The 23,725-nt window shown below is 59.7% G+C and carries 21 protein-coding genes; 9 read left to right on the top strand and 12 right to left on the bottom strand.

Features of this window, described 5'->3' with window-relative positions:
- Nucleotides 1-103: 103 nt before the first annotated feature.
- Both CRP02_RS23860 and mprF read right to left on the bottom strand, forming a co-directional pair.
- Entirely contained in the window at nt 104-1,474 is a 1,371-nt protein-coding gene (locus tag CRP02_RS23860; protein ID WP_414896243.1) for a virulence factor, read from the bottom strand.
- Between the two features lie 11 nt (nt 1,475-1,485).
- Nucleotides 1,486-4,086 carry a bifunctional lysylphosphatidylglycerol flippase/synthetase MprF gene (mprF, locus tag CRP02_RS23855; protein WP_097172462.1) on the bottom strand — a complete coding sequence of 867 codons (2,601 nt, stop codon included), beginning with the start codon at nt 4,084-4,086 and terminating at the stop codon, nt 1,486-1,488.
- 274 nt (nt 4,087-4,360) lie between these two features.
- On the opposite strand from mprF, the gene CRP02_RS23850 reads away from it, so the two are divergent.
- Nucleotides 4,361-4,654: a hypothetical protein gene (locus CRP02_RS23850; RefSeq protein ID WP_003514125.1), complete on the top strand. Its 294-nt coding sequence runs from the start codon at nt 4,361-4,363 to the stop codon at nt 4,652-4,654.
- A gap of 60 nt (nt 4,655-4,714) precedes the next feature.
- Here the strand turns inward: CRP02_RS23850 and CRP02_RS23845 are convergent, their stop codons facing one another.
- Nucleotides 4,715-5,755 (bottom strand): dipeptidase, encoded by a 1,041-nt coding sequence (locus CRP02_RS23845; protein WP_013636788.1) that lies wholly within the window; start codon nt 5,753-5,755, stop codon nt 4,715-4,717.
- Between the two features lie 235 nt (nt 5,756-5,990).
- Here CRP02_RS23845 and CRP02_RS23840 point away from each other — a divergent pair, with 235 nt between their 5' ends.
- The 7 genes from CRP02_RS23840 (at nt 5,991) to CRP02_RS23810 (ending at nt 13,685) form a co-directional block, all read left to right on the top strand.
- Nucleotides 5,991-7,586 (top strand): ABC transporter substrate-binding protein, encoded by a 1,596-nt coding sequence (locus tag CRP02_RS23840; RefSeq protein WP_097172461.1) that lies wholly within the window; start codon nt 5,991-5,993, stop codon nt 7,584-7,586.
- Nucleotides 7,587-7,588: 2 nt separating this feature from the next.
- On the top strand, nt 7,589-8,602 hold the full coding sequence (locus tag CRP02_RS23835) for an ABC transporter permease (protein WP_003514118.1): 1,014 nt from the start codon (nt 7,589-7,591) through the stop codon (nt 8,600-8,602).
- Nucleotides 8,599-9,501, top strand: a complete 903-nt coding sequence (gene nikC / locus CRP02_RS23830; RefSeq protein ID WP_003514116.1) for a nickel transporter permease — start codon at nt 8,599-8,601, stop codon at nt 9,499-9,501. The genes CRP02_RS23835 and nikC overlap by 4 nt, the downstream gene beginning before the upstream one ends.
- Nucleotides 9,502-9,504: 3 nt before the next feature.
- Complete coding sequence (locus tag CRP02_RS23825) at nt 9,505-10,335, top strand: ABC transporter ATP-binding protein (RefSeq protein WP_097100849.1); 831 nt, start codon at nt 9,505-9,507, stop codon at nt 10,333-10,335.
- Complete coding sequence (locus CRP02_RS23820; RefSeq protein ID WP_003514115.1) at nt 10,332-11,072, top strand: ABC transporter ATP-binding protein; 741 nt, start codon at nt 10,332-10,334, stop codon at nt 11,070-11,072. The genes CRP02_RS23825 and CRP02_RS23820 overlap by 4 nt, the downstream gene beginning before the upstream one ends.
- A 116-nt stretch (nt 11,073-11,188) precedes the next feature.
- Nucleotides 11,189-12,700 carry a serine hydrolase domain-containing protein gene (locus CRP02_RS23815; RefSeq protein ID WP_097172460.1) on the top strand — a complete coding sequence of 504 codons (1,512 nt, stop codon included), beginning with the start codon at nt 11,189-11,191 and terminating at the stop codon, nt 12,698-12,700.
- Between the two features lie 88 nt (nt 12,701-12,788).
- A complete protein-coding gene (locus CRP02_RS23810) occupies nt 12,789-13,685 on the top strand; it encodes a LysR substrate-binding domain-containing protein (RefSeq protein ID WP_097100847.1) in 897 nt (298 codons plus the stop codon).
- Between the two features lie 6 nt (nt 13,686-13,691).
- Here CRP02_RS23810 and CRP02_RS23805 read toward each other — a convergent pair whose 3' ends face one another.
- The 9 genes from CRP02_RS23805 to CRP02_RS23765 all read right to left on the bottom strand — a co-directional run bounded on the left by CRP02_RS23805 (nt 13,692) and on the right by CRP02_RS23765 (nt 22,656).
- Nucleotides 13,692-14,558, bottom strand: coding sequence for a D-amino-acid transaminase (locus tag CRP02_RS23805; RefSeq protein ID WP_097100846.1), 867 nt, complete (start codon nt 14,556-14,558; stop codon nt 13,692-13,694).
- A gap of 20 nt (nt 14,559-14,578) precedes the next feature.
- Entirely contained in the window at nt 14,579-15,637 is a 1,059-nt protein-coding gene (locus CRP02_RS23800; protein WP_097172909.1) for a P1 family peptidase, read from the bottom strand.
- A 144-nt stretch (nt 15,638-15,781) separates the two neighbouring features.
- Nucleotides 15,782-16,744 carry a sugar kinase gene (locus tag CRP02_RS23795; RefSeq protein WP_097172459.1) on the bottom strand — a complete coding sequence of 321 codons (963 nt, stop codon included), beginning with the start codon at nt 16,742-16,744 and terminating at the stop codon, nt 15,782-15,784.
- A 49-nt stretch (nt 16,745-16,793) separates the two neighbouring features.
- A complete protein-coding gene (locus CRP02_RS23790) occupies nt 16,794-17,852 on the bottom strand; it encodes an ABC transporter ATP-binding protein (protein WP_019565059.1) in 1,059 nt (352 codons plus the stop codon).
- A gap of 31 nt (nt 17,853-17,883) precedes the next feature.
- Entirely contained in the window at nt 17,884-18,720 is an 837-nt protein-coding gene (locus CRP02_RS23785) for a carbohydrate ABC transporter permease (RefSeq protein ID WP_003504003.1), read from the bottom strand.
- Complete coding sequence (locus tag CRP02_RS23780; protein WP_097172458.1) at nt 18,720-19,658, bottom strand: carbohydrate ABC transporter permease; 939 nt, start codon at nt 19,656-19,658, stop codon at nt 18,720-18,722. Before CRP02_RS23780 ends, CRP02_RS23785 begins: the two co-directional genes overlap by 1 nt.
- Nucleotides 19,658-20,989 (bottom strand): ABC transporter substrate-binding protein, encoded by a 1,332-nt coding sequence (locus CRP02_RS23775; protein ID WP_097172457.1) that lies wholly within the window; start codon nt 20,987-20,989, stop codon nt 19,658-19,660. Before CRP02_RS23775 ends, CRP02_RS23780 begins: the two co-directional genes overlap by 1 nt.
- Before the next feature lie 104 nt (nt 20,990-21,093).
- Entirely contained in the window at nt 21,094-21,750 is a 657-nt protein-coding gene (locus CRP02_RS23770; protein WP_097172456.1) for a GntR family transcriptional regulator, read from the bottom strand.
- Between the two features lie 21 nt (nt 21,751-21,771).
- A complete protein-coding gene (locus CRP02_RS23765; RefSeq protein WP_003504010.1) occupies nt 21,772-22,656 on the bottom strand; it encodes a dihydrodipicolinate synthase family protein in 885 nt (294 codons plus the stop codon).
- Nucleotides 22,657-22,937: 281 nt separating this feature from the next.
- Here CRP02_RS23765 and CRP02_RS23760 point away from each other — a divergent pair, with 281 nt between their 5' ends.
- Nucleotides 22,938-23,549 (top strand): biliverdin-producing heme oxygenase, encoded by a 612-nt coding sequence (locus CRP02_RS23760; RefSeq protein WP_097172455.1) that lies wholly within the window; start codon nt 22,938-22,940, stop codon nt 23,547-23,549.
- Nucleotides 23,550-23,725: the final 176 nt, after the last annotated feature.

Genomic DNA, 23,725 nt, shown 5'->3' with positions numbered 1-23,725 from the left:
CATTCGGGGAGCCGGCATCCTGCCGGCGGCGCTTCGGGTGATTGAATTCTGATGGAAGTATGGGCTTCGGGAATTCTCCCGAAGCCGCAGAGGTCGCAACAGCCTATTTCGGTAGTCGGGTTTTCAGGGAGGTCACGATGCGCTTGGCAAGCCCCTCATAGTCTTCATCGAAATGGTGGCCACCCTCGATGCCGATCGTCTCCACGCCCTTTGCCTTCAGGCCGGGGCAGGGGTCTTCATCCTCTTCCTCCGTGCCATAGACGCATTGCACCAGCTTCGGATCGATCTTGACGATATCGTCGATGGTCTTGCCGCCCTTGCCTTCGCCGGCAACGCCGAGCCAGCCCTGGACGGAAATCTCGAAATCGACTTCCGTCGAAAGCCCAAGCAGCGTCAGCTGCACGACATGGGATTTCGCGCGTTCAGGCAGGAGATTATAGGTGGCGGGAATGATATCGGCGCCAAAGGAATAGCCGATCAGCACCACGTTCCGAACCTTCCATTCCTTGCGGTAGGTGTCGATGATACGCGCAAGGTCATTGGCTACTTCCTGCGGTTGTTTTTCTTTCCAGAAATAACGCAGGGCATCGACGCCGATCACAGGTATCCCCTGCTTTTGCAGCGCGCCGCCGACTTCCTCGTCGAGATCGCGCCAGCCGCCGTCACCGGAATAGATCACCGCCATGGTGTCCATCGCCGGGCTCGTTTCGAGAACCGTGATCGGCAGGCCTAGCGGGCTGCTGGTATCGCCCGCCGCGTCGACCTTGTCGGACAGGATCTGGGATAAAACCTCATCCGCCTTGCCTGTCACATCAGTCACTTCGATATCGGGATGAAGCTTCACCAGGGCGTTAACATGGTCGCGGCCCTTCTGATCCGCATCGGGCGTGAACAGCACGCTGACAGGAGCTGGCAGCGGGCCATCGGTCAGGCCATAAACCGTTTCACCGTCCACCTTATCCTTGGTGGCGGGGGTGCAGAGTATCTTTTCAAGCGGCAGGCCAGCCTTGGGGTCAACCGCGATGGCTTCCTGAACGGTGGAGACCGGGCTTTGCGCGATCATGGCGAGCGCCAGCGTTCCGCCCTTGCCGATGCCGGTGAGGATAGGCTGGCGATAGCTGGCCGTCCCGGCGGTGCGCTGGATCTGCTGCGACAGCGACTCGATGTCCGAGATCATATAGATACACTCGTCATCATCAGCCTCGAGTGCCTTCAGATATTCCTTGAAATCAATGCCGACCACCGCGGCACCCTTTTCCACCAGTGCTTTGGCGCGTTCTTCGTCGGTGCTGGTCCATCCGTCCACATCGGAAATAAGGAAGACGCTGGCGAGAATTTCGCCATCCGGCACCATGATGTGCTCGGCGGGGATCATGCCGGTGTCATAGGCTGGCTTGTCCTGCGAAAAGGCGGCGCTGGAAGCAAACAATGGGGAGAGGAACAGGGCGGAAGCGGCAAGGGCTGCCTTCAGCATGCTGTATTTTCTCATTTTCCGATCACTCCTCTGACACCGCCACTGATCAGAACCGTCGCGTCCATCAGCGCCAGAGCGGCGTCTGCGCCATTCTGTACGGCGAGGTAACGCGGTTCCCATTTCGGGTGGAACTTCGTCTTGAATGCACGAAGGCCCTTAAAGTTGTAGAAACGTTCGCCATGTTCGAAAAGTGTGCTGCCAATGCGGTCCCAGACCGGTGCCGCATCGCGCTTCGACATGCCGGACATGGGTGCCATGCCGAGATTGAAGCTTTCGTATCCCGCCTCACGCAGGTGCTGCATGATGCTGACGAAGAGGAAATCCATCGAGCCGCGCGGTGCATCCGGTGAAAAGCGCATGAGATCGACGGTGGCTTCCTTTTTCGTGTCCGTCACCATTAGATTGGCGAAGGCGGTGATCTTGCCATCCTTCCGCAGCACGGCGACGGGCTGGGAGAGAATGTAGTTGGGCTCGAACGCACCGAGAGAAAATCTCTTTTCCCTTGTATTGTGGTGGGTGAGCCAGCCATCCGAGACCTGCTTGAGGTCATCCAGAATATCGGCCACATGCAATTGCTCGACAACTTCGAAGGTCAGCCCGTCGCGGGCGCCGCGGCTCAGGGACTGGCGAAGGGTCGCGAGCTTGCCGCCCTTCAATTCAAATGCGGTAAGATCGACCAGCGCCAGTTCGCCAAGCTTGAAGGCACGCAGGCCCGCATCGGCGCAATGGGACAGGAGGAAGGGCGAAATCTGGTAGAAGGCGGCGCGCGCACCCGCCGAACGGGCGGATTCCACGAATTGCCAGACCAGATCGGGAAAATCCTCCTCGTTGCCGACGGGGTCGGCGAAGGCGATCCATGACCGGCCCTGAATGCCGTACATGATGAAGGCGCTGCCGCTTTCCGAGAACATCACATGCTTGTCGCCCATGCGCACCAGATTGGCATCGGCCGAATCCTGCTGCATGACGATGTCGGTTGCACGTTCAACGTCTTCCGGCTGGATGGAGTCCGGCTTGAAAGTGACCGGCCGCATCAGGCTGAAAATTGCAATGGTCGAGGAAGCGAGCACCAGGCCGAGAAGGGCGCGCAGACCGCGCGGGGCTTCTTCGGAGAACTCGAATTCCCACCACAATGTGTGGCTGTAATCGGTGTCGCGGTAGACGAACAGAAGTATCGTTGCCGCGCCGGCGATGATGACGGCCATAGCAGCGAGCCAGCTTGGTCCCAGCGCCTGTTTGACCAGCGAGGCATGACGGTTGAAGCTGCGCATATTGAGGGCGAGCGCCGCGATGAAGATGCCGAGGAAGATTGCCTCGAAAACGGCGATCGCCTTCACCAGCGACAGGATGAGCGCCAGCGATGCGGCGACAAGGGCAATCCACCACGCCCCATCCAGCCGCTGCCCGAGGCCGCGGGAGGCGACAACGAGGCCAAGGCCGAGAATACTCGTCAGAAAGTGCGCCGCCTCGATGATCGGCAGTGGCACGAAATTCGACAGGAAATCCAGATTGCTGCCGGGCGTCGGCGTCACGCTCGAAAAGATCAGCATGGTGCCGAGAATGATCGCGAAGGTGGAGAGCAGCGGTGGCGCCAGCCGCACGGCAAGCTGGCTGATATCGGAGACCACCGGCTTGGCCGCGAACTGCTTCATCTCGGAAACGATCATCACCAGAATGGCAACAACCAGCGGCAGGACGTGATAGATGACGCGATAAAGAACGAGGCTTCCAAGCAGTTGATCGACGCTGATCGCGTTGCCAAGCCCGGCTACCATGACCGTTTCGAACACACCGAGACCGGCGGGAACGTGGCTGAGAACGCCAAGGCCGACGGCGGTGGCATAGATCGCGAAGAATGTCGGCCAGCCGAGATGCGTCTCGGGCAGGAGCACGTAAAGCACGGAGGCGGAGGCGGCGATATCAAAGGCGGAGACGAGGAACTGGCGCGAGGAGGTGCGGCTGTCGGGAAGGCGCAGTCGCCATTTGCCGAGCCGGATCGCCTTGCCGTTGCGGCCGACATAGGCGGTGGTAACGAGAACGGCAATGACGGCGAGCGCTCCGCCCCTTAGAACAGTCGGGTCGAGACCGATGATCGCCGCGATGCGTGGTGCGACGATGAAGGTCGAAAGGGCGCTGACCGACAAAAGCCCCAGCCCGAAGGACAGCGTGACGAAGGCGATGACACGCGCGATGTCACCGGGCGAAAGTCCCAGCCGGGAATAGGCGCGAAAGCGTATGGCGCCGCCACTCAAGGGGCCAAATCCAGCAGTATTGCCGATGGCGTAAGCGGCAAAAGCGGTGGCCGCCATGGACGGGAAGCGCACCTTTTTGCCGACATATTCGATCGCGTTGGCGTCATAGAAAATCAGCGACAGGAAGCTCAGCGCCGTAAAGACCATCGCAAGAAGAATGGCGGGAAGCGAAGTGTCCAGAAGGGCTGCGATCACATCATCGTACCGCACTTCGGATGTGAGGCGGTAAATCGCAAATGTCATCATCACGAAGATGAGCGTAATGGCGATGGCCGTCAGATAGGGCCGGTTTCTGGCAAAGAAGCTTTCAACCGGGGATTCGGTAATATCGGTCTGTATAATTTCGCTCTTGTCTGCCATTTGCTTTTTCCAGCGCCAGTCCCTTGGTTGGCGAACCACAGGATTGTGTCGCTAATTCGTTTCGGTTGAGGAAATTTGCTTAGCAGAAATGCGTGACGTGTCGATGTGAAGTTTGGCGACAAACGAACGAGATTTTCGCCGGTAAAATGAAAAATGCAACCAAAAAGAGCGATGTTCAAATTTTAGATCAAAAACTCAGTGAATTGATCGTTCCGATTGCTTGGAGGCGATGTTTGATGTGATTAAACGCTTCTTTCAATTGAAGGAAATGCAAATGAACATGCCGACAAGAATAGTAATTTCGCTGATCGCAGCCCTTTTGGTGGGCGGCGGCTACATGGCTTATGACAAGATGCGGGGCGCCGAATGGGTTGTCTCACCGCAGCAGATCGCTGATGCGAAGGCCGGCGGGCAGGCCGGATATGAATCGCGTCCGGGAACAGTGACCGTTCTGCCGATCCGCAGCGAGACCGCGGATGTACTGCCGATCAAATGGGCCATTGCTGGCCTGGTCGCAGGCCTGCTGGCGTTTCGGTCCACGGGCAAAAAGAAAGCGGCAAAGGCCTGAGGCCTGCCGCTTCATGTCTCCGGCACGGAAGTCCGGGGAGAATGCCAAAGTCGGGGCGCGTCACGCGCCCCACGTCTTCTCCAGCACGCGTACCCAGTTGCCATGGCAGATCTTGGCGAGTGCGGCGTCGTCATAACCGCCGTTGCGCAGGGCTGTGACCAGCAATTGCAGATCGGCCGCATCCTTCATGGCTGCGGGAATGGTGGTGCCGTCGAAATCCGAACCGAGTGCGACGTGATCGATGCCGATGCGGTTGACGATATAGTCGACATGGCGGACCAGTTCGCCAAGATCGGTAGCCGGGTTCTTCACGCCGTCCTGGCGCAGGAACAGAACGCCGAAATTGATGCCGGCAAGACCGCCGGTGTCGCGGATCGCGTCCAGCTGACGGTCAGTCAGGTTTCGGCTGTGGTTGCACAGCGCATAGGTGTTGGAATGGGACGCCACCAGCGGTGCGTCCGAAATCTTCGCGATGTCCCAGAAACCCTGTTCGTTCATATGCGACAGGTCGACCATGATCTTCAGTTCGTTGCAGGTCTTCACCAGCCGTTTTCCGGCATCGGTGAGGCCGGGGCCGATATCCGGTGTCGACGGGAAGCGGAAGGGAACGCCGTAGGCGAAGATGTTCGGGCGGCTCCAGACCGGGCCGAGCGTGCGAAGGCCAGCCTCGTGGAGAACATGCAGCGCATCCAGATCGGCGCCGATCGCTTCTGCGCCCTCGATATGGAAGACGGAGGCAAAGGCGCCCTCTGCCATCGCGCTGCGGATCTCGGCGGCCGTGCGGCAGACTTTCAGCGCGCCGCCTGACTGTTTCTCGGCGCGGAACAGCAGCGCCGCCATGCCAAGCGTCGCCTTCAGCGCGTCCGCTTCAGCCGGTGTCGTGAAGTCGCCGTTCGCGTCCTTCTCCATGCTGGGCGAGGGCACGTAGATGGCGCAGAGGCCACCGGCCAACCCGCCCTTCCTGGCGCGCGGCAGGTCGATGTGGCCGACCGTATCGCCCTCGATGAGAAGCGTTTCGGGAGAGGCATTGCCCGATCGCCATAACCGCAGAAGCACGTCGTTGTGGCCGTCGAAGACGGGTACGGTTTTTTCATCGGTCATGGTCGTTCACCTTTGGATACGGGCGGGGCGCGGGCGCGCGGTCGTCAGACTTTTGAGAATTGGTAGAGGAAAGGTCAAGGTCGGAGCAAATGCAATCCGTGCATAGGCTCTGCCAAATTTGGAATTGGTCGCGCCTCGTTTGCTCGTGGTAATCGCGGGAAAACACAAAAAAAATGACTGGATTGGGGCGAACCCATACCGTTTCCGAAAAATAAGGTCCGAAAGGGGATTTTCGATGATTTCAAGACGCAACCTGCTGATTGCCGGCGCTGCCGTACCGTTCCTGTCCTATGCGCACATTCCGGCATTTGCTGCGACGCCCAAGGATATTCTGGTGGTCGCGCAGCAGCTGGACAACATGACGAGCCTTGATCCGCATGAGGGTTTCGAAGCCGTCGGCGGTGAAATCATGTCCAACATGTACCAGAAGCTGGTGCGGGCGAACCGTGAAGATTCCACCAAGGTCGATCCGGTCATCGCGAAGTCCTGGGAAGCCGATGCGGAAAGCAAGGTTTTCACCTTTGTGATCGGTGACGATGCGACCTTCTCGAGCGGTGCGAAAGTGACCGCGGAAGACGTGGCCTTTTCTCTGCAGCGCGCCATCAAGATGAACAAGAGCCCGGCCTTCATCATCGGCCAGTTCGGCTTCACGCCTGACAATGCCGAAACGACCATCGTTGCCGCCGACGAAAAGACGGTGAAGCTGACGACGGCAAAGCCGACCGCAATCTCGTTCCTGCTCTATTGCCTCTCCGCCAATATCGGCGCGATCGTTGAAAAGAAGGCCGTGCTGGCAAATGTATCGGGCGAAGACCTCGGCAATGGCTGGCTGCAGAAGAACAGCGCCGGTTCCGGCGATTTCATGTTGCAGGCCTGGAAGCCGAGCGAGAGCGTAGCGCTCACCGTCAACCCGAATGGCCCCTACAAGGGTAACATCAAGCGCGTCATCCTGCGCCATGTCACCGATCCGTCTTCCCAGCTTCTGATGCTTCAGAAGGGTGATATCGACATTGCCCGCGACCTGACCTCGGAACAGCTGCGTACCGTCCAGAACGACGCCAACATCGAGCTGCAGCGCAAGAGCATCGCCTCGCTGGTGCTGATCTCGCTCAATCAGGGCAATGAGAACCTTGCCAAGCCGCAGGTCTGGCAGGCCATCAAATGGGCGCTGGACTACAAGGGCATGCAGGAAAACATCGTGCCGCTGACGCACAAGGTTCACCAGAGCTTCGAGCCGGAAGGTTTCCCCGGCGCCGTCAACGACACGCCGTACCAGCGCGATGTCGAAAAGGCCAAGGCGCTGATGGCGGAAGCCGGTCTTGCCGACGGTTTCGAAATCACCATGGATCACTATTCCGCCCAGCCTTACCCGGATCTGGCGCAGGCCATCCAGGCAAACCTTGCCGATATCGGCATCAAGGTGCGTCTGCAATCTGCCGAGAACCGTCAGGTTCTGACCAAGATGCGCGGCCGCGAACACCAGATGGCGCTTTCCGCCTGGGGCACGGATTATTTCGATCCGCATTCCAATGCCGATGTCTTCAACATCAACAAGGACAATGGCGACGACGCCAAGTCCAAGCCCTTCCTGTGGCGTTCGCGCTTCAAGAACGACGACTTTGCCGCGAAGGCAGAAGCCGCCCGTGACGAGAAGGACCCGGCAAAGCGCATCGAGCTTTATGAAGCGCTGCAGCGCGAGCACATGGAAAACAGCCCCTTCGTCTTCATGTTCCAGACGACGAAGACGGCCGCGTTCCGCAAGGGCGTTTCCGGCTTTGAACTCGGCGTTCTCTCCGAGGGCAATTCCTATCACGATGCTAAGAAAGCGTAACATTGAACAAGCGCGTCAAAAGCATATCGTCGACACTGAGCAGCGTCATTCTGACGCTGTTCGGGTTGATGGTCATCACCTTCCTGATCGGGCGCGTCATGCCTGTCGATCCCGTCATTGCGGCAGTCGGCGACAACGCGCCTGAAGACGTCATTGTGCGGGTTCGGGCCGAAATGGGCCTGGATCAGCCACTGGTCGTTCAGTTTTTCCACTATGTGTCGCAGGTGCTGCACGGTGATTTCGGCAATTCCATCCTGACCCGCAACCCGGTCTGGATCGATATCAAGCGCGTTTTCCCCGCCACCTTCGAGCTTGCCACGGCAGCACTCATTCTCGCTGCGCTGATCGGCATTCCGCTCGGCGTCTGGGCCGCCGTGAAGCAGGGTAAGTTGACGGACCAGATCATCCGCGTCGTCTGCCTTGCCGGCCATTCCGTGCCCGTCTTCATGCTGGCGCTGATTTCGCTGCTGGTATTTTACGCCACACTTGGCGTCGCACCCGGACCGGGCAGGCAGGACATTATCTATGACGGCATGATCTCGCCGGTCACCGGCCTGATGACGGTCGATACGCTGCTTGCCGGCGACTGGGACGCGTTTTACGACGCCATCGCCCATATGGTGCAGCCGGTCTGCATTCTTGCCTATTTCAGCATGGCCTATATCACCCGCATGACGCGCGCCTTCATGATCGATGCGCTGAAGGGCGAATATGTCATTACGGCCCGTGCCAAGGGGCTTTCGGCAATGACAGTCATCTGGGGGCACGCCTTCCCGACGGTTGCCGTACAGCTCGTCACGGTTCTCGCACTCACCTATGCCGGCCTTCTGGAAGGTGCCGTGGTGACGGAAACCGTCTTCAGCTGGCCGGGCCTTGGCCAATATCTCACCGTCTCGCTCATGAACGCGGACATGAACCCTGTCGTCGGAGCGACCCTGTTGATCGGCCTGATCTATGTCGGCCTCAACCTGCTCGCAGACGTACTTTACCGAGTAATGGATCCCCGCGTTCGATGATGTTAGCAACTTTCAGAAACTGGGCTCTGGATGAGACGCCGCATTCCCGCAGGCAGGCTGCCTGGGGTAATCGGTACCGCATCTGGCTGAACCTCAAGTCCAATCCGCTGGCGGTAGTCGGTCTCACGATCATCATCGTCTTCATTGCGCTGTCGCTGCTGGCGCCGTTCATCGCGCCTTACGATCCGGCCGCGCAGAACCTTGGCAACCGCCTTGCCTTCCCGAGTGCCGAGCACTGGTTCGGCACGGATGAGCTGGGCCGCGACATTCTTTCGCGCATTCTCTATGGTGGTCGCGTCACGCTCGGCATGGTCATTGCCGTCGTCGTTCTGGTTGCGCCGATCGGTCTCGCCATCGGCTGCATCGCCGGTTATTTCGGCGGTATCGTCGATACGGTGCTGATGCGGGTGACCGATGTGTTCCTGGCCTTCCCACGCCTCATCCTGGCGCTTGCCTTCGTCGCGGCGCTGAAGCCTGGCGTCGAAAGCGCCATTCTCGCCATCGCGCTCACCGCCTGGCCGCCCTATGCGCGTCTCGCTCGCGCCGAAACCATGACGGTTCGCGGCAGCGATTTCGTTGCGGCTTACCGGCTGACAGGCGCTTCCGCCTGGCGCATCATCGCCCGTCACATCGCGCCGCTCTGCGTGCCGAGCCTCATCGTGCGTATCACGCTCGACATGAGCTCGATCATCATCACCGCCGCCAGCCTCGGCTTCCTCGGCATGGGTGCGCAGCCGCCTTCGCCGGAATGGGGTGCGATGATTGCGACCGCCAAGCGCTTCATCTTCGAACAATGGTGGGTCGCCACCATTCCGGGCATCGCCATCTTCCTCGTTTCGCTCGCCTTCAACTTCCTTGGCGATGGTCTGCGCGACGTGCTCGACCCGAAGGGACATTGAGCCATGCTGGTCGAAATCGAAAATCTGAAGATCGCGTTCCAGACCCGCACCAGCCGTTTCGAGGCGGTGCGTGGCGTTTCCATGAAGCTCGGAACAGAAAAGCTCGGCATCGTCGGTGAATCCGGTTCGGGCAAGAGCCTCACGGCGCGCGCGCTGATGAAGCTTCTGCCCTCCAATGCCGATATCAAGGCCGACAAGCTCTCCTTTGACGGTATCGACGTGCTTTCCGCCAGTGAAAAGCAGATGCGCCAGATCCGCGGAAAACGGGCAGGTTTCATCCTTCAGGATCCGAAATATTCGCTGAACCCGGTCAAGACCATGGGTGCACAGATCGCGGAAGCCTGGCGCGCCCACAAGGGCGGCAGCAAGCGTGCGGCCATGGAGGCGGCAATCGCCCTGCTCGATCAGGTGAAGATCCGCAATCCGCGCCAGGTCGCTTCGTCCTACGCTCACGAGGTTTCCGGCGGCATGGGCCAGCGCGTGATGATCGCCATGATGCTGGCGCCCGATCCCGAGCTTCTGATCGCCGACGAACCGACAAGCGCTCTCGATGCCACGGTGCAGGCGGAAATCCTGCGGCTAATCGAGGAGCTGGTATCGGAACGCGGCATGGGTCTCATTCTCATCAGCCACGACCTGCCGCTTGTCTCGCATTTCTGCGACCGCGTGGCTGTCATGTATTCCGGCCGGGTGATGGAGGAGCTGAAGGCTTCCGAACTCCTGAAAGCCCAGCATCCTTACACGCAGGGTCTCTTGAACTGCATTCCCTCGCTGACGCATCCGCGCGAGCGTCTTCCCGTTCTCAACCGTGATGCAGCGTGGTCCAGCCTATGATCGACGTCGAAAATCTCCGTATCAAGTTCGGCGACCGTGAAGTGGTGAAGGGCGTGTCCTTTTCGGTCGAAAAGGGCGGCAGCTTCGGCATCGTCGGCGAAAGCGGCTCGGGCAAGTCCACCATCCTGCGCGCCATGGCCGGCCTTAATGAAAGCTGGGAAGGCCGCATCGCCTTTGCCGGCAAGGATGCGCCGCTGAAGCGCACGCCGGAATTCTTCCGGCAGGTGCAGATGGTATTTCAGGACCCCTATGGTTCGCTGCATCCGCGCCAGACCATCGACCGCATTCTCAGCGAATTGCCGTTGGTGCACGGCATGGACAATATCGAAAAACGCATCCAGCAGGCGCTATCGGATGTGGCCCTGCCGCAGGCGGTGCGCTTCCGTTACCCGCACCAGCTCTCCGGCGGCCAGCGTCAGCGCGTGGCGATTGCGCGTGCTTTGATTGCCGATCCGCAGGTTCTGCTGCTCGATGAGCCGACTTCGGCGCTCGATGTTTCAGTGCAGGCGGAAATCCTGAACCTGTTGCAGGATCTGCGGGCGGCGCGCAACCTCACCTATATCCTCGTCAGCCACAATCTGGCTGTTATCGCGCATCTGTGCCCACAGGTGGGCGTGATGCTGAATGGTGAAATGGTCGAGCAGCTGAATGCAGGCGATTTACGCGAAGGCCGCACGAAACACCCGCATACGGAAGAGTTGCGCAGCCTGAGTATCCGGTTGGAAGAGCCGGCTTGAGCCCACGTCGCACATAAATCGAGCGGGTGCTGCTCGCTTCTTCTCTCCACCGGGGAGAAGGTCGCGGCAGCGGTATGAGGCTTCCCACAAGACCCACGAAGACACGAGACCGAACAATGTCACAGCAATTCGACTGGAACGCCGCTTCAACGCTTGCCGAGAGTTTCGTCTCGCAATGGGCCGGCAATGAGCCGGGCGGAGCGGTGATTGGTTTCGATCTCGATGGCATCCGTTTTGCCCATGCGGGCGGGGTTGAGAGCGTTTCGACCTTTGCGCCGTTCACGCCGAAAAGCGTGGTGCGTTACGCTTCCGTCACCAAACATGCCTTCTGCGCCATGGTGCTAGCCCATTCCGATCTGATCGGGCTTGACGATCCGCTCGGCAAGCATCTGCCGGAGCTGCAATCGCCACTCCGCGACGTCACCGTCGGGCAGGCGCTGGATATGAGCGGCGGGTTGCCGGACACGCGCGAATGCCTCTCGCTGCTTGGTCTTTCCGTCTACACCGAAACGAAGGCCGGCCCGCTCCTCGACTATCTGTCGCGGCTGACCCGGCTGAACTTTCCGGCCGGCAGCGAGGTTTCCTATTCGAATACCGGTTATCGTCTGGTCGAGGCGGCGCTGGAGCGCCATGGTTTCCGTTTCGATGATTTCGTGCAGGCGCAAATTGCCGGTCCGTTCGGTGTTTTCCTGAAGGCGCCGGACGTCTGGAACGATCCGGTGGACGGATTGGTGCCGGGTTACTGGAAGGCTGAGAACAACTGGCAGCTTTCGGCGGCAGGCCTGCATATTTCCGCTTCGGGCAGTCTTGCCGGCAGTGCCGAAGCGCTGACGCGCTGGCTGCAGGGCCTGATGCGGGGCGAGGGCAGCTTTACAGGCGTTCTGGACGGGCTTTCCACCGAGCGGCCGCTCGCCGATGGACGGATGAGCGAATATGGTCTCGGCCTGCGCTGGTCACATCTCGGCGACAGACGTTTCGTGGGTCACGGCGGCTCGCATCCCGGTTACAAGACGTACTTCCTTCTCGATCCGGAAAACGGCACGGGTTTCGTCGTGGTATCGAACCGCGAAGATACCAACGGCTTCAAGATCGCGCTGGAAAGCATGGCGGCCCTGACCGGCCTGCCTTTACCCAAACCCGCCGGCAGCCTGCCGGAAGGTCTCTATGTCACCGAAAGCGGACCGTGGTGGCTGGAGATCAAGGGCAGTACCTCGACCTTCATCGATGGCGACGACACGCTTTATGAAGATGCCGATGGCTGGGTATCATCGCGCTCCGCATCCTCTCCGATGCTTCTGAGGCTCGAGGGCGATGCGATCGTCGGCGAGGCAGGCCACGCCGCTCGTCGGTTCCTGCCGGTTGGCGACCATGCGGTGCCCGATGAGCTTTCCGGGTCTTGGCGCTCTACCGAAGGGGCGGAATTTACGATTTCCTGTTCGTCGCTGACGATGGGCATCGGCCCCACGCGCCGCTCCATGCCTTTGACGGCGCTCGGCAATGGTCGCTTCCTCGTCACGCTCTCGGACGGGCCGTGGACGAAGCGCATCTGCCTCAATCAATTGAGCGACAGCCGGATAGAGCTTGTGGCAAGCCGGGCGCGGATGGTCGAATTTTCCAGAAGCCTATAAGAGGGTTTCAATCAGCTGCTATTGCTCCTAATAAAGACCCTTGTTCCAGCTAAAGGCCGGTTCAACATCTTTGTGGGAGAACAGGCCCTTGGAAGTCAAATGGCTCGAGGATTTCCTGGCGCTGGCCGGAACGCTCAATTTTTCGAAGGCGGCGGAAGAGCGGCATGTGACGCAATCCGCTTTTAGCCGAAGGATCAAGCAGCTGGAAGCCTGGGTGGGCGCGACGCTGGTCGATCGCGCTTCCTATCCCTCACGGCTGACCGAGGCAGGGGTGAAGTTCGTTCCAGTGGCGCAGGAAACCCTGAAGCAGCTTTACCACGCCCGTCGCACCCTGTTGCAGGAAGACGGTGAGGATGCCAGAACAGTGCGGCTGACGGCGCTGCACACGCTGTCTTTCACCTTCTTCCCGGACTGGCTGAAACGGGTGAACGAGAAGGCGGGACCGCTGTTTTCGGTTCTGCGGCCTGATTCCGGTAGCATGGAGGAGAACCTCAATTCGCTGGTGGACGGGCAGAGCGATTTCCTTCTGACCTACGCCCACCCCGAAGTGCCGATGCTGCTCGATGCACAGACCTTCGAATTCCGCGTGCTTGGCGCGGAAAATATCATTCCCGTTTCGGCCCCCGCGGAGGATGGCGCACCGCTGCACAGCCTGACGGAAAGCGCGAAAAAACCGTTTGCCTATCTGGATTACGAAAAAGCATCGTTCTTCGGGCCGCTGTTGCGTGATCTCCTGAGTGCGCGCCTGCCGAAATTCGAGCGGGTGCATGAGGGCAGCATGTCGGTGGGGCTGAAAGCCATGGCGATGGCGGGATGGGGTGTTGCCTGGGTGCCGGAAAGCCTGATGCGGCACGAGCTGGATAGCGGCGCGCTGGTGCGTGCCGCCGATCACAGTTTCGATATTGCCGTGGATATCCGGCTTTATCGCTCCAAGGAGAACCGCCGTCCCGTTGTCGAGCGCATATGGGCGGTTCTCGAAGATTGATCCTGGTCAGATCGCGGTGCGGTGGGCGTTTTCGAGATAGAGCGCGCGCAGGCGTTTCACCATCGCGCCTGGTTTGCCATCACCCACCGGCTTGCCGTCGATCTTCGTCACCGAAACCACGAAGTTGGAGGCGCTGGTCAGGCAGGCTTCGTCTGCGTTCATCGCCTCTTCCAGCGTGAAAGGCCGTTCTTCCAGTGTGAAACCGGCTTCCTTGGCCAGTTGCAGGGCGGCAAGGCGGGTGCAGCCGGGCAGGGTCTTGTTGCTGTTGCCGCGGGTGATGATCTTCTTGTCGCCGGTGATGATATAGGCGGTGGAGGATGCGCCTTCGGTGACGAAACCATCCTCGATCATCCAAGCCTCATCGCAGCCTTCAGCCTTGGCGATTCGTTTTGCCATGACCTGCGGCAGCAGGCAGACGGTCTTGATGTCACGGCGCGCCCAGCGCTGGTCGGGAACGGATTTGACCGCTATGCCGGCCTCTTCCACGGCGGTGCCGACGAGTTTCTTGGCCTGCGTGAACATCACCAGCGTCGGCTTCAAATCGGCGGAAAACAGGAAGTTGCGGTCTTCCGCGCCGCGCGTCAGTTGCAGGTAGATCATGCCTTCGACGAGGTTGTTGTCGGCAATCAGGCGACGTTCGGCCTCGACGATTTCCTTTGTTGTGACCGGCAGCGGCACGTCGATTTCGCGGGCGCTGCGTTCCAGCCGCGCCATGTGCAGGTCGCTGTCGATCAGCTTGCCTTCGAGAACGGAGGTGACTTCATAAATGCCGTCGCCGAACAGGAAGCCGCGGTCGAAGATGGAAAGGCGGGCTTCCGCCTCGGGCAGGAATTCGCCGTTGAGATAAACGATGCGACCGGGTTGGCTAGTCATGAAAACTCCGTCTGGAAAAGTCAGGCTGAAAGAAGGGTTTTAAGCGTATCGATGGAAATGGCCTCGACCGTGGAGACCTTGGCCGTTGCTGCATTGAAACCCGTTGTCGTCGTTGCCGCGCAGAGCGAATTGAGGATCGCTTCCTCTGTCGCCTCAATGGCAGCCTCGAACAGCGGCGAGATGGCGTCGTTTGAGAGATCAGGAAAATCGGTCACGGCCTTGCGGCGCGCAGGTGTTTTGCGAAGCCGCTCATTGGTCGAAAATGCCAGCGCATAGTCGCCGGAGCCATTGCTTAATGCCGCACCGGTGCGTGAGAGGCCGCCAAAGCTTCTGGCGGCCAGACGCTTCAGATTGCGCGAAGACAGCGGCGCATCGGTTGCGACGATGATGACGATGGAACCGTCCTTGTCCCTGTGCTCCGGGCTTAGATAGGGTTTGCCACAGACGAGGAGATGGCCGCCGTAATTGGACTGTACGAGAATGCCGAGCGTATAGGTTTCTCCGGCAATCGGTACCATGCGGGATGCTGTTCCGATGCCGCCCTTCATGCCGAAAGCCACGGTGCCGGTTCCAGCGCCAATGCCACCCTCGGCCACCGGGCCTGTGACAGCGCTCTTTAGCGCGGTGGAGATTTCCTCGATGGTCGGGCGACCGGCGCGGATGTCGTTGAGCCGGGAATCGTTGGTTTCTCCAACGACCGCATTGATGGACACCACTTTTTCATTGCCCGGCTGCGACAGCGTATGGCGGTTGATCGCCTCGATTGCCCTGCCGGTCGCGAGCGTATTGGTAAGGATAACAGGGGTTTCGAGTTCGCCCAGTTCCTCGATCTGTGTCGAGCCGGCAAATTTGCCAAAGCCGTTATAGACCGCAAAACCCGCGGGCACCTTGTCCTGGAAGATATTGCCGCCATGCGGCAGTATCGCGGTCGCGCCTGTGCGTACCGTATCGCCTTCGATCACGGTGGAGTGGCCGACAAGCACACCTTCGACATCGGTAATGGCGTTGAGCGCGCCAGTCTGGAACCGGCCCGGCTTATAGCCGATATCGCGCAGTCTCGGGCGGGTCGTCTCATGCATCGGGTCGATCGCTTTTGCGGAATTTAAGGCTGACATCAGGGCGAGCGAAGCCTCCGAAAAGCTTTGCCTGTCCGAACGTTAGCCTAGTTCGCCGCGAAACGGCATCGCAAAAATGGAATAGTTTTATGCGGACAACGTATGCGCTCAGGAGGCGCGAAGTGCGTGGCCGTGCCCGTCTTCCAGCCATTGGCGCATGGCCGCTTCGGCCTCTGCTCTCGTGGGCGCGCCGATGCGGCCACCGAAGACTGTGCATTTCAGGGCAGCCGCAACGGAGGAGAGCCGGATGGCCGCACGGCTTTCCATGCCTTCGGCTATGGCAAGCGCAAAGGTGCCGTGGAAAATATCGCCTGCCGCCAGCGTATCCACCGCCTTGACCTGCATCGTTTCCTGAAAATGCACAGTGGGATCGCCAGCTTCTGTCCAGTAGCAGCCTGCCGGTCCGGCGGTGACGGCGATGAAAGTCTGCGGGTAGCGGGCGTGCAGTACCGGCAGCATGTCTTTTACCGTTTCAAGTCCCGTCAGCCGGGCGGCGGCGGGTTCGGAAAAAACGATGTGGGTCGCGGCGGGTGCGAGCTTTTCGAGGGTTTCGACCGGCGCGACGTCTCCATCCAGAATGGCGTGTTTGCCGAGCGCGCGTGCCACATCAAGAACATCGAGCGCCAGTTCCGGCCAGCGCACATCCACCAGCACGGCGTCGTAAGCGGCGAGGTCCGCTGGTGTGCAGGAGCGCTTCTTTTCGTGCAGCCTGTGATCATAAAAAGGGACGATCAGCCTTTCGCCGCGATCATCGATAATGATCGTGGAGAGTGCGGAGCGTGCGCCGGCGGCGACTGTCATGCCTGTGGTGTCGATACCGCTTTCGGCGAGATCGCGCAGGATGCGGGTTCCGGTCTCGTCGTCGCCCACCGCACCCCAAAGGCTGGCGCGCCCACCCATGCGGTGCACCGCATAGGCTGCGCTGGATGCCATGCCCTCGGCGATCTGCAACATTTCGTAAGGCAGGACCTTGCCTTCGCCCTTTGGCATGTCATGGACGCGAAACAGGGTGTCAAGCACGGCTGCACCCACGCACAGCACATGTTTGCGGCTCTCGTGTTGGCTGTCCATGCCCGTCACCCTATGTCTTTGTCTTACGCAATTTTACTCGTCATGCGCCTTAGATGCGCTTGCCGGTTGCCTTGTCGAAAAGGTGCACCATTTCCGGGTCGATGGCGATATGGATCGTATCGCCGAACCGCACGTCCAGCCGCTCGCGGAACAGGCAGGCGATCTCGTCGCCCTTGCAGTTCAGCTTGGCATAGATTTCCGAGCCTGTGCCTTCGACCAGTTCGACCCGGCCTTCAATGCCGCCGCTTGCTGCACGGATATGTTCCGGGCGCACGCCGTAGACGAGGTCGCGGCCGCCCAGTGCGGCAATGTCGCTGTTGGCGGGCAGGGGAAGGCTTAAGCCCTTCACGGTGCGGAACACGCCTTCTTCAACGCGTCCCCGAATGAAGTTCATCGCAGGCGAACCGATGAAACCGGCAACGAAGAGGTTGGCCGGGCGGTCGTAAAGCTCGAGCGGTGCGCCGATCTGCTCGATCACGCCATCATGCAGCACCACGATCTTGTCGGCCATGGTCATGGCTTCCACCTGGTCGTGGGTGACGTAGATGGTGGTGGTGCCAATGCGCTGGTGCATGGCCTTGATCTCGCCGCGCATCTGCACGCGCAGCTTGGCGTCGAGGTTGGAAAGCGGCTCATCGAACAGGAAGACCTGCGGATCGCGCACCAGTGCGCGGCCCATGGCCACACGCTGGCGCTGGCCGCCGGAAAGCTGGCGCGGATAACGGTCGAGCAGCTTGTCCAGCCCCAGAATGGCGGCAGCCTTGTCGACCTTGGCCTTGGTTTCGTCGGCGCTCACCTTCTTCAGCTTCAGCGCGAAACCCATATTATCCTTCACCGTCATGTGCGGATAAAGGGCGTAGTTCTGGAAGACCATGGCGATATCGCGGTCACGGGCAGGCAGGTTGCTGACCTCGCGCGTGCCGATGTGGATTTCGCCGTCGCTTACTTCTTCCAGGCCCGCAATCATGCGCAGCAGGGTGGATTTGCCGCAGCCGGACGGGCCGACCAGCACGACGAATTCGCCATCCTTGATATCGATATCGATGCCGTGGATGATGTTGACCGCGCCGAAGCGCTTCTGGACGTTTAGAATATTGACCGGTGCCATATGGATGTTCCCGTATTTCTAATTTGTTGGTTCAGCCGCCCTTGACGGCGCCGGCGGTAAGACCCGCCACGATCTGTTTCTGCGCGAACATGGTGAGCAGCAGTACCGGCAGCGTCACGATCAGCGCGGCTGCGGCAAGTGGTCCCCAGCTCACCTGTTCGAAGGAGAGCATGTTGTAGACCGCCACCGGCAGGGTGCGCGTTTCACGGCTGGCCAGCACGATGCCGAAGACGAAGTTGTTCCACGAGAAGATGACCGCCAGAATGAAGGAGACGACGATGCCGGGTTTGGCAATCGGCAACGCCACCAGCCGGAACACCTGCCAGGAGGACGCGCCATCGATGCTTGCCGCTTCTTCCAGCTCCTTCGGCGTGGTTTCGAAATAACCGATCATGATCCAGACCACGATCGGAACCGTCACCACGAGATGGATGATGATCTGCGGCCAGAGCGTGCCGAGTAGGTTCAGCCATTGGAACAGCAGGAATAGCGGAATGAGGAAGGAGAGGCCGGGCGTCATGCGAGCGATCATGATGACGACAGCCGACTTTTCCGCCTTCAACCGGGCGATGCCGTAACCGGCAGGCACGCCGATCACCAGCGCCAGAATGGTGGCAGCACCGGTGACGAGGACCGAATTCCAGAAATAGAGGAAGAAATTATTCTCCTCGAACACCTTCACATAGTTCGACCATGCGAAACGCTCGGGGATGAGTATCGGCGGATAGGCGCCGTTGTCGATTTCATATTTCAGCGATAGCGAAATCATCCAGATGAAGAACAGGATGACAGGCGAAATCATCACCAGCGCCACGAAAAACAGGCCGATGCGGTCGAGGTTTTTACGTTTAAGCAATTGGCGAGCCATCAGCGATCCTCCATCTCGTTCCATTGCGCACGCTGGCGCACCATCAAAAGCACAAAGGACAGCGCCACGATGATGATGAAGAAGACGACGGCCATGGCCGAGCCGTAGCCGATGTCGTAGTAGGAAAACGCCGTGTTGTAGAGGTAGATGTTGATGGTTTCCGAGGCCGTGCCGGGGCCGCCCTGCGTCATCGCGTAGATGATGTCGAAGCTTTTGACGGCATCGATGGAGCGGATGATGACGGCGATCATGAGGAACGGCGCGATCATTGGCATGGTCAGGTAACGAAACTTCTGCCAGGCGTTGGCACCATCGATTTCGGCGCTCTCATAGGGTTCGCGGGGTACTGCAGCCAGTCCGCCGAGCACAATCAGCATGACGAGCGGTGTCCATTGCCAGGTTTCTACCAGCACCAGGGAGGGGATGACGGTGGACTGGTTGTAGATCCATTCCAGCGGCCCGATGCCGATGAGGGACAGGAGATAGTTCAGAACGCCGAGCTGCGGGTGGAACATCATGGTCCAGACGAGCGCGATGGCGACCGGGGTCGCCATCATCGGCATCACGAAGACGCCACGCAGAAAACCGCGCAGCGGAAACTGCGCATCGAAAACCAGCGCCGCCAATGTTCCCAGAAACAGCGGAGCGACGACCGACAGCACGGTATAGATGAGGGTGTGCCAGAGCGACTCCCAGAACCTCATGTCGCTTGCGAGCCTTATATAGTTATCGAAACCGATAAAGCTCTGTTCCTGTCCGAGCGTCCAGCGATGCACGCTCATCCACAGGGTGAAGACCCACGGAAAAACGATAACCGCCGAGATGACGACAAGTGCCGGTATGACGAAAGGCCAGTAGTTGGGAGCATGCCTTGCGGGCCTGCTCCCTTCTTTCCGGCTGACGCCTGTTTTGGTGTTTTCGATGCTCACGGAGGCCATTATCCCTCGCTACGCGCCAGAACGGGTGCGAACTGTTCCGTCGCTTTTTTCAGCTCAGCTGCCGCGTCGGCGCCGCCGATCATGTTGGTGAGGCCGACGCCATAGATGTCGCGGAATTCCGTGACCGGAATGATGACCGGCAGGGCAAGCTGCGAGACCTTGCCGGAACCGACAACCGCATCCAGCCATGCGGCCGGCATCTTCACGCCTTCACGCACCTTCTGGTCTTCGAGGATGGACTGGCGGAACGGAACGCCTGCACCCGCCTGCAACAGGCGCGCGCCCATGTCGTGCGAAATCGCCCATTGGCAGAAGAGGTAGGCTGCTTCCTTCTTGCTGCTGGCTTCGACGACACCAAGGCCATCGCCGAAGGTGCCGGCCGCCTGTACTGCCGGGCCCTTCGGCATGACACCGTAACCGACCTTGCCGACAACGCGGGATTTTTCCGGGTTTTCGATCGGCGGTGCGAAACCGACGCCATCGAACCACATGCCGATCTTACCCTGAAGGAAGGCAGACTGCGCTTCCGCCCAGTTGAAGCCGGAGACGCCGGGAGGGGCGGCTTTGGTCATCAGGCGTTGATAGAGTTTCGCTGCCTCGACCGCTTCCTTGGATTCGGTGTCGATCTTGCCGTCCACGCCGATCGGCTTTGCGCCGTAACCCAGCATCAACGAAGTCCAGACCGGGGTATTGGCGTTCTTCAGGCCGCGGGCGACGAAACCGTAGGTGTTGGTTGCGGGATCGGTGATCTTTTCCGCTGCCGTCACCAGTTCCTCGAAGGTCTCAGGGTATTTCAGGCCCTTGGCTTCGAAGAGTTCCTTGTTCCAGTAGACGATCCAGTAATCCACCGAGAATGGCAGCGAGCGCAGCACGCCGTCGCTATCCTTGGCAAACAGCATGCCGGCTTCGGCGAAATCCTTTTCGACGAGGGACGGATCGGTCAGCGACGGGTCTTTCAGGAAGCCGCTGATATCGGCCAGCCACTTGCCCTTTTCGAACTGCCGCTTCTGCACGTGGTAGCTCAGATGCACAACGTCGAAGCTCGGCTTGCCGGAGGAAAGCTCGATTACCACCTTCTGGCGCTGCTGCTGTTCAGGCGTTGCTTCGGCATTGACCTTGATGCCGGTCAGTTCCTCGAATTCGCCCAGATATTTGATCAGCGTTTCGCTGCGCGGGCTTTTGACCAGGTTGACTTCAAGCGTGGTGCCGGCGTGTTTTTTCCAGTTCACCGCCGCCGATGCGGGGCGGATGCCGAGCACCGCGCTGCCACCGATCGCTGCCGTGCCTGCCAGAAAGGCGCGACGCGTTGGGTTGAGCAATGAATGCGTCATGTCAGTTCTCCTCCAGTTAGCCGGAAATTCTCCTCACCTCCGGCTTGTTGCTTATTTTCATGCAATTCCGGCCAGGACCTTTCTTCTGCCCTACCGGAATTGCCCTATACTGCCAGCGCCCTGTCCCTTGCGTTGCGGATATGGGCGGTCAGCCGCTCCACGGCGTCTTCGACGGATCGCTTCTCAATGGCTTCGAGGATGGCGAGGTGTTCTTTCATCACCGATTTGACGTGGCCTGCGATGCGAAAGCGCTCCTGATTGATGAGGCGCGTCTTGATGGAATTGACCCTGTAGGCGTTCGAGATGATCGAATTGCCGAGACTATCGATGAAGGCGTCGTGCATGCCCCAGTCCACCTGCTGCGCGTGATGGTCCAGCTCCGGCGATTCCCCACCGTTTTCCGTCGCCTCGACGATATCGCGGTGCTGTTTCAACAGCTTGGCGATGGTCTCGTCCGAGGCCGAACGCGTAAAGAGCGCCACGGCCTCCTTCTCGAGAAAGATCCGGAACTGGAACGCCTCGCGGATGAGGTTGATGTCGATATGGGCGACCTGCAATCCCCGCTGCGGCACGGTCTTGATCAGACCTTCCGCCTCCAGCCTCGGAATTGCTTCCCGGATCGCGCCCAGCGGCAGACCCGTCAATTCCACGAGGCGGCGTTGCGAGATGAATTGCCCCGGGCGAACGTCGCGCGAGAGAAGGTGATGCGTAAAGCTTTCATACGCCCGTTCCCGCAATGTCTGCTCGCCGGTATCGTCCATGCTCAACCTTTCAAGGTCTGTTCAGGCGGCCTGTTTGCGAAACAGCGCGTCGAATGCGCCTTCGATCTGCCGCCGGCCCTCCGGTGAAATGGCAACGAGCGGCGCGCGCACGTCAGACCAGATATTTTCCCCTGTCGTGTGTGATACCAGCACCTTGACGGCGGGCGTAACCGGAAATTTCAGAAGTTCCACAACAAGATCGACAATGCGCGCGTCGTCCTTGCCGTCAACGGCCATGGCGCGGACTTCCTGCGTCAGGAAATTGGCAACGCCGGAGATGGCTCCCTGACCGCCCAGGCGAACGCCCTTGGCCAGATCGCGCTCATCGCCGATCAGAATGGCGAGATCGCCGTGTTCTTTCAGCAGGCGCTCTGTGTGGCTCCAGTTGCCTGAGGAGTCCTTCACGCCGGTGACGATGCCCGGAAACGCTTGTCTCAGCCGCCCCACCAGTTCGACCGACAGTGTTACCATGGTCACGGAAGGGATGTTGTAGACGAGAATGTCGCGCGCGCCCTTGCCGATCTTTTCGAAAACCGCCGAGAACCAGGCAAACAGGCCGTCATCGCTGACATTCTTGAAATAGGAGGGCGGGGCGAGAAGAATGTTGCGGGCACCTGCGTTCAGGGCCTCGGCGGATTGGTCGGCCGCATCCTCGATGGAATCCACGAGAACGCCGGTGACCAGACGGGAAGGCGCAATGCCTGCCTCGATGAAGCGGGAGAGAATGACCTGCCGTTCGCGGCTGCCGACGGAGCACCCCTCGCCGGTGGTGCCGAAGAGTGTCACGCTGTCGCAACCATTTGCAAGGCAGCGGCGGGCATGCGCGATCATGGCGTCTGTATCGACGGTTCCGTCAGTTTTGAAAGGGGTCGTCAGTGCTGCCGAAAGGCCGAATTTCTGGGTCAATTAAGATGCTCCTCCAAGATGGCTGCAGATTGATGGCACACTGACATGTTAGTTGTAAAGCGGTAATTGCAGGATGATTGTTCGGACGGTGGAAATGGGGAGAATGGGCTTCGGAAGCTGCCTCAGGATCTGTGTTGCGCCCGGTGGGGCATGGAATGTTTACACCGGTTTACGCGAATGCCATTTTTTAGCGATGCACCGGAAAAATGCTAAAATAAAATTTGACTGTTTAAGTAAAGATTTTTATCAGGCAATCTTAATATGGGATAAAGGGAAGCGTCATGACCATTGTGGAGCCATCAGCGCCTGTGGAAGAGATCGAGCAGAGCCGCGTGAAGCGCCTGAGGGCTGCCACGCGTGGCGCGCATGGTAGTCTCGATACTTTCATCATGGCAGCCAAGCCGTTCGAGAGCCGGGAGAACTTCGGCAAATTCGTGGAAACGCAATATCTTTTCCATCGCGATCTCGATGCGTTTTTCTCCAATGAAACGCTTGATGGCCTGCTGCCTGATCTTAAGGGTCGTCGCCGTCTCTCCATGATCGAGCAGGACCTTGCCGATCTGGGACACGCCATTCCCGAAACAAACGAGCCGCGCTTTACCAGCGAAACGCCGTTCGATCTGCCTGAGGCCATGGGCTGGCTTTATGTGGTCGAAGGCTCGAACCTCGGCGCGGCTTTCCTTCTGAAAGACGCAGCCAAGATTGGCCTCACCGAAGAATTCGGCGCGCGCCATCTGGCCGGCGCTCCGGAAGGGCGGGGCCTGCATTGGCGTACCTTCACGACCGCGCTCGATGAAATTTCGCTGACCGTCGAAGAAGAGGAGCGGGTCGTCGCCGGCGCCGAAGCCGCCTTCCGGGCCGTGCATGCTTACGCGCAGCAACGCCTCGGTTGAAGTTTTGGCATAGCTTGTCGCTGGTTGTCTTCACAGCGCTTGAAATGCCTCGTTACGCATTCGTGTTGACCCCGTCTTAGCATCTTCACGCCGCCACCCCGGACTTGGTCCGGGGTCTAGTGCGATCAAGCACTTGATCGCGTGAGACTCTATTCATGGCGCAGACACGCCGCGGC

The sequence above is a fragment of the Rhizobium sp. AN5 genome (genome assembly GCF_900215255.1).
Classification (GTDB): Bacteria; Pseudomonadota; Alphaproteobacteria; order Rhizobiales; family Rhizobiaceae; genus Agrobacterium; species Agrobacterium tumefaciens.
Note: the sequence above shows the minus strand (reverse complement) of the source record. Positions and strands in the feature narration are given on the sequence as shown.

Coding starts and splice junctions, on each gene's coding strand:
- CRP02_RS23860 (WP_414896243.1), bottom strand. CDS start 1,474: ATGCTGAAGGCAGCCCTTGCCGCTTCCGCCCTGTTCCTCTCCCCATTG.
- CRP02_RS23790 (WP_019565059.1), bottom strand. CDS start 17,852: ATGGCACCGGTCAATATTCTAAACGTCCAGAAGCGCTTCGGCGCGGTC.
- CRP02_RS23815 (WP_097172460.1), top strand. CDS start 11,189: ATGTCACAGCAATTCGACTGGAACGCCGCTTCAACGCTTGCCGAGAGT.
- CRP02_RS23785 (WP_003504003.1), bottom strand. CDS start 18,720: ATGGCTCGCCAATTGCTTAAACGTAAAAACCTCGACCGCATCGGCCTG.
- CRP02_RS23820 (WP_003514115.1), top strand. CDS start 10,332: ATGATCGACGTCGAAAATCTCCGTATCAAGTTCGGCGACCGTGAAGTG.
- CRP02_RS23825 (WP_097100849.1), top strand. CDS start 9,505: ATGCTGGTCGAAATCGAAAATCTGAAGATCGCGTTCCAGACCCGCACC.
- CRP02_RS23780 (WP_097172458.1), bottom strand. CDS start 19,658: ATGGCCTCCGTGAGCATCGAAAACACCAAAACAGGCGTCAGCCGGAAA.
- CRP02_RS23775 (WP_097172457.1), bottom strand. CDS start 20,989: ATGACGCATTCATTGCTCAACCCAACGCGTCGCGCCTTTCTGGCAGGC.
- CRP02_RS23805 (WP_097100846.1), bottom strand. CDS start 14,558: ATGACTAGCCAACCCGGTCGCATCGTTTATCTCAACGGCGAATTCCTG.
- CRP02_RS23795 (WP_097172459.1), bottom strand. CDS start 16,744: ATGGACAGCCAACACGAGAGCCGCAAACATGTGCTGTGCGTGGGTGCA.
- CRP02_RS23770 (WP_097172456.1), bottom strand. CDS start 21,750: ATGGACGATACCGGCGAGCAGACATTGCGGGAACGGGCGTATGAAAGC.
- CRP02_RS23845 (WP_013636788.1), bottom strand. CDS start 5,755: ATGACCGATGAAAAAACCGTACCCGTCTTCGACGGCCACAACGACGTG.
- CRP02_RS23840 (WP_097172461.1), top strand. CDS start 5,991: ATGATTTCAAGACGCAACCTGCTGATTGCCGGCGCTGCCGTACCGTTC.
- mprF (WP_097172462.1), bottom strand. CDS start 4,086: ATGGCAGACAAGAGCGAAATTATACAGACCGATATTACCGAATCCCCG.
- CRP02_RS23760 (WP_097172455.1), top strand. CDS start 22,938: ATGACCATTGTGGAGCCATCAGCGCCTGTGGAAGAGATCGAGCAGAGC.
- CRP02_RS23800 (WP_097172909.1), bottom strand. CDS start 15,637: ATGCATGAGACGACCCGCCCGAGACTGCGCGATATCGGCTATAAGCCG.
- nikC (WP_003514116.1), top strand. CDS start 8,599: ATGATGTTAGCAACTTTCAGAAACTGGGCTCTGGATGAGACGCCGCAT.
- CRP02_RS23850 (WP_003514125.1), top strand. CDS start 4,361: ATGAACATGCCGACAAGAATAGTAATTTCGCTGATCGCAGCCCTTTTG.